At 69.5% G+C, this 4,366-nt stretch carries 7 protein-coding genes; 4 read left to right on the top strand and 3 right to left on the bottom strand.

Going from position 1 to position 4,366, the window contains the following annotated elements:
* A partial coding sequence (locus FNX44_RS24250; RefSeq protein WP_143651084.1) for a polysaccharide deacetylase family protein occupies positions 1-538 on the bottom strand: 538 nt, incomplete at its 3' end.
* A gap of 148 nt (positions 539-686) precedes the next feature.
* On the opposite strand from FNX44_RS24250, the gene FNX44_RS24245 reads away from it, so the two are divergent.
* The 4 genes from FNX44_RS24245 to FNX44_RS24230 are packed head-to-tail and all read left to right on the top strand — an operon-like array spanning position 687 to position 2,079.
* Positions 687-956, top strand: coding sequence for a UTRA domain-containing protein (locus tag FNX44_RS24245; RefSeq protein ID WP_407699178.1), 270 nt, complete (start codon positions 687-689; stop codon positions 954-956).
* A 50-nt stretch (positions 957-1,006) separates the two neighbouring features.
* A complete protein-coding gene (locus FNX44_RS24240) occupies positions 1,007-1,282 on the top strand; it encodes a winged helix-turn-helix domain-containing protein (protein ID WP_407699177.1) in 276 nt (91 codons plus the stop codon).
* A gap of 58 nt (positions 1,283-1,340) precedes the next feature.
* Positions 1,341-1,652: a hypothetical protein gene (locus FNX44_RS24235; protein ID WP_438948040.1), complete on the top strand. Its 312-nt coding sequence runs from the start codon at positions 1,341-1,343 to the stop codon at positions 1,650-1,652.
* 16 nt (positions 1,653-1,668) lie between these two features.
* Positions 1,669-2,079: an NUDIX hydrolase gene (locus FNX44_RS24230; protein WP_143651075.1), complete on the top strand. Its 411-nt coding sequence runs from the start codon at positions 1,669-1,671 to the stop codon at positions 2,077-2,079.
* Positions 2,080-2,166: 87 nt separating this feature from the next.
* Here the strand turns inward: FNX44_RS24230 and FNX44_RS24225 are convergent, their stop codons facing one another.
* Together FNX44_RS24225 and FNX44_RS24220 are read right to left on the bottom strand one after the other, a co-directional pair.
* A complete protein-coding gene (locus FNX44_RS24225; protein WP_143651073.1) occupies positions 2,167-3,351 on the bottom strand; it encodes a M20/M25/M40 family metallo-hydrolase in 1,185 nt (394 codons plus the stop codon).
* A 68-nt stretch (positions 3,352-3,419) separates the two neighbouring features.
* The coding region (locus FNX44_RS24220; protein ID WP_153507690.1) for a DMT family transporter at positions 3,420-4,366 on the bottom strand (947 nt) is incomplete at its 5' end.

Below are 4,366 nucleotides of genomic sequence, written 5' to 3'. Positions count from 1 at the left end.
TATAAGAGACAGCCGTGAAGTCGTGCGTCCACGTCACAAGAGCCTTCGCGCCGCACTGCCGCGCCGCGACCAGCGTCCGCTCGTCGTACAGCCCGTACGGGGGCCGCACCAGCCGCGGCGCGTCCCCGACCGCCGCCAGGTTCCGATCCCGCGCCCCGCAGAGCTCCGCCCGCTGCCCGGCCGCGTCCAGCTCCCGCAGATCGGGATGGTTCACCGTGTGGTTCTCCATCCGCGACGGCCCCCCGTTGAGCAACCCCTGGAAGAATCCCGGCTCCTGCTCGTACGCCTGCGGCAACAGGAACAACGACGCCGGCACCCTCTCCTCCAGCAACACCCGCCGCGCCCCCGCGTCCCGATACCACCCGTCGTCAACGGTGATGAACACCACCGCCTCATCCGTCTCCACCCGGCTCACCACCGGCACGGCCTCCGGCCAACCACCGGCTTGCGCCGAGGAGTTCACTCCACTCCCGACCAACACCAGCGCGGCCAGCGACACCACCGCACGACAGACCCGCGACCTACGACGTCTCGACATGCCACGCAAGATTGGTCCAGACCAACCCCCCTGTCAACACCCGCACTTGGCGCCCGTGCGACGCCACTTGACCTTCACCTCGAACACCAGCCCCGCATACCGTGTACGCGAACGGACGGTTCCTCTGCGACGACTTGCGGGAGACGGCATGGGTGAGTGGGTCAGCAGCTCGCGGCCATACCTGACCGCGCGCTCCTCCGGACACGGCGACCCCTGGAGCACCGAGGCCGGCGCACGCGGCCGCCGTGGAACGCAGCGCATCACCCACGCGGGCGTCGTGCCGGCACCCAGCGAGATCGCGACACTGCTCGGCACGCCGGACGGCGGCGACGTGGTCGTCCGACGCCGGATCACGCTCCTCGACGACCTGCCCTTCGAACTCACCGACACCAGCCCATCCAGGTCGATCGCATGGTGATGCCCGCGCATCGTCAACGCCTGCGCTACGAACTGAGGATCGACTGACGCATGCCGGAAGAAGCCACGGGGCACGGCGACCCGCGTTCGCTGCACGAGCGGATCGCAGCCGATCTCCGCGACGACATCATGCGCGGCGACCTGCCACCCGGCGGCAGGATGCCGACCACCGCCCAGCTCACGGAACGCTTCTCGGCCTCCAACGCGACGGTTCAGAAGGCCCTACGCCTCCTGAAGGACGAAGGACCGGAACTGGCGGAGGACGCCAGATCCGTCAACGCCCACCTTCTCAGCCGCTTTCAGCCACGCCCCGATCGTCCGGCATGAAGGGAAATCCGTGAGCGAGCGACCTGGACGCGTTTTCCGGGATGCGTGGATCGCCGGGGTGAAGCAGCACTACCCTGGTGAGCCGAAGTCGAGCTATATCGCGCCGTGGGAGGAGACGCCCGAGTGGGAGCGTGAGGCCGCAGCAGCAGTCTGCGGCCAGATCCGCGACTTCATCGAGGTCAGCGGCGGCCACGCCACCAAGCTCTCCCGCGACCAGAAGGGCCGCTTTGTGGCCACCTGCTGGATCGCACAGATCCACAAGCACTTCGAGAACCCGAAGCCCGGCTACGTGGCGGACTGGGACGACCTGCCGGAATGGCAGCGTGAGACCGACGCGGACATCTTCGAGGCCGTCGAACGGTCTGTCTGAGTCAGGAGCAGCCGCGATGCGGGCGAACACCGACGAGCGGCCGGGTATCGCCGCAGCCATCGTCGTGTACGAGGGACGTGTGCTGATGGTGCGCCGCCGGGTCAGCGAGGGGCGACTGTCCTGGCAGTTTCCGGCCGGTGAGGTCGAGCCCGGAGAGACCCGCGAGGAAGCCGCCGTGCGGGAGATCCGCGAGGAGACCGGGCTGACCGTGGCGGCCGTGAAGCCGCTCGGCGAACGCGTCCACCCGAGGACCGGCCGGCACATGTCGTACATCGCCTGCGAGGCGCTGGGAGGTACGGCGTACGTCGCGGACACCGAGGAGTTGGTTGAGCTCGCCTGGGTCGCACATCGCGAGATCCCGGAGTACGTGCCGTACGGACTCTTCGAGCCGGTGCAGGACCACCTCGACGCGGCCCTGCAGTCCTGATCCGGACGGAGGGCGTGATCGCGCTTCGGCTCCCTGGCCGCCGTGAAGGGGCTGGGAGCCGAGGCGCGGTCGGGGTGGAGGTGGAGGTCAGACGGTGGTGAGGTGTTTTGTGAGGAGGCCGGGGAGGAGGGTTTCGCCGGTGCGGATCACGGCGTCCAGGAGGGCTTGGGTGCCGAGGATCAGGTGTTCGTCGGAGGTGTGTTCGCGGTTGGAGTGGGAGAAGCCGCCGGTGGAGGGGACGAACAGCATGGCGGTGGGGAGGCGGGTGGAGATGACCGACGCGTCGTGGCCGGCGTAGGACAGCAGCGGCTCGCACCTGTCGGTGCGTTCCCGGCATACCTCCTCGACCACCCCGTATACGCGCTTGTCGAAAACGGCGGCGGGCTTCGCGCTCGTGCGGTTGAGTTCGGCCGCGCACTCCTCCTCGTCGGCGGCGAGGAGGAGGAAGTCGGAGAGGGACTGTTCGATGCGGTCGAGGGCTTGGTCGGTGCCGGCCCTCACCTCCAGTTCGACCCGGGCGGCGCCGGGTACGACGTTGGCGGCGGCGGGGTCGAAGGAGATGACACCGGCGTTGCCGACGGAGGCCGGGTCGATGTCCTGGCAGATCCGCCTGAGTTCGGTGGCGACGCGGGCCGCGACCCGGCCGGCGTCCTGTCGTAGCTCGAACGGCGTGGTGCCGGCGTGATTGGCCTGGCCGCGCACGGCCACGTCGTAGCGGCGGACGCCGACGATGCCGGTGACGGGCGCCAGGTCGAGGCCGTCGCGTTCCATGCGCGGGCCCTGCTCGACGTGCAGCTCGATGTACGCGAACAGGTCGTCGGCGTGCGGGTCGCGGGTGAACGCGGTGGAGCCGGTCAGTCCGCCCTTGCTGCCCTCCATGACGCCCTCCTCGTCGAACCAGGCGACGGTCTCGACGTGGTCGGCTATGGGGTGGTCGTGCTCGTGGAGGGTGCGCAGCACCTCCATGGCGGCGACGACGCCGTAGGCGCCGTCGAGGTGTCCGGCGGCCGGGACCGTGTCGGAGTGGGAGCCGATCAGCAGCCAGGGGCCGGAGGTGTCGAGGCGGCGGGAGAACACGTTGTCGACGGCGTCGTAGTAGGAGTGCAGGCCGGACACCCGCATGGTCTTGTCGATCCAGTCACGGGCGGCCATGTCGGCGTCGTTGCCGGCGATGCGGTGGATGGCCCGGTCCGCACCGGCGCCGATCTGCGCCAGACGGTTGAGGTCCTTCAGGAGCCGTTCGCTGTTGATGTCCGGCGTGGTGGTGAACACGGCTTTCTCCTTGGGTGACTTCGGTGTAGGAGGAGGTAGAGGAGGTCGGGCGAGGCCGCGCCGCCGCGTCAGCGGCGGGAGGAGGAGAGGACGACGCCGGCGATGATCAGGCCCATGCAGGCGAACTGGGCGAGTGTGGAGGCCTCGCCGATGGCGAGGTACGCGAGTCCGGCGACGCAGACGGGCTGCAGGTAGTAGACAACTCCGGCGCGGGTGGCGCCGATCAGCTCGACGGCCTTGTTCCAGACGAAGAACGCCAGGGCCGAGGAGGCGATACCGATGTAGGCGAGGGCGGACAGGTTGCCGCCGGTGGGGCTGAATCCGCCCTCGACGGCGAGCGACACGAGCTGGGCGGGGAGCAGCATGACCAGGCCGAACAGGACGGTTGCGGCCAGGAACACCACCGCGGGAATCTCCTTCGGCTTGCGCTTGAGGAGTGCGGAGTAGCCGGCGAAGGTGCACATGGCCGCGATCATCCACAGGTCGCCGACGGCGAAGTCCAGCCCGAGCAGCACCGTCACGCTGCCCTTGGCGACCAGCGCCACCACGCCCACGAGTGCGAGCAGCATGCCCGCGACGCGCAGCCGGGAGAGGCGTTCCCCTCCGACGGCGGCGAAGACGGCGATCAGGACGGGGGACGCGGCGGCGATCAGGGCAAGGTTCGTGGCGGAGGTGGTCTGTCCGGCGATGTAGATGAGGGTGTTGAAGAGCGTCATGCCGAGCAGGCCGACGACGGTGATGTAGCCGGCGTGCGCGCGGATGGCGCTGCGGTGCTGCCACAGGCCCCTGGCCGCGAAGGGGGCCAGGGCCAGCAGCGCGATGGCCCAGCGCCAGAACGCGGTCTGGATCGGCGGTATCTCGTCGGACAGCGCGCGGGCGATGACAAAGTTCCCCGACCAGATGAGGGTGGCGAGTCCCGCGAGGAGGGGGCCGAGCCAGAGGACGGTCCGCCGGGGCCGGCTTGTCGTGGGGGTGGTTGTGGGCGTGGCCGTGCGGGGCGTGGAAGTTGTCGGTA

It is taken from the genome of Streptomyces alkaliterrae (genome assembly GCF_007097205.2).
GTDB classification, from domain to species: domain Bacteria; phylum Actinomycetota; class Actinomycetes; order Streptomycetales; family Streptomycetaceae; genus Streptomyces; species Streptomyces alkaliterrae.
The sequence above is the reverse complement of the archived record's forward strand: the minus strand, read 5'-3'. Positions and strand labels throughout refer to the sequence as shown.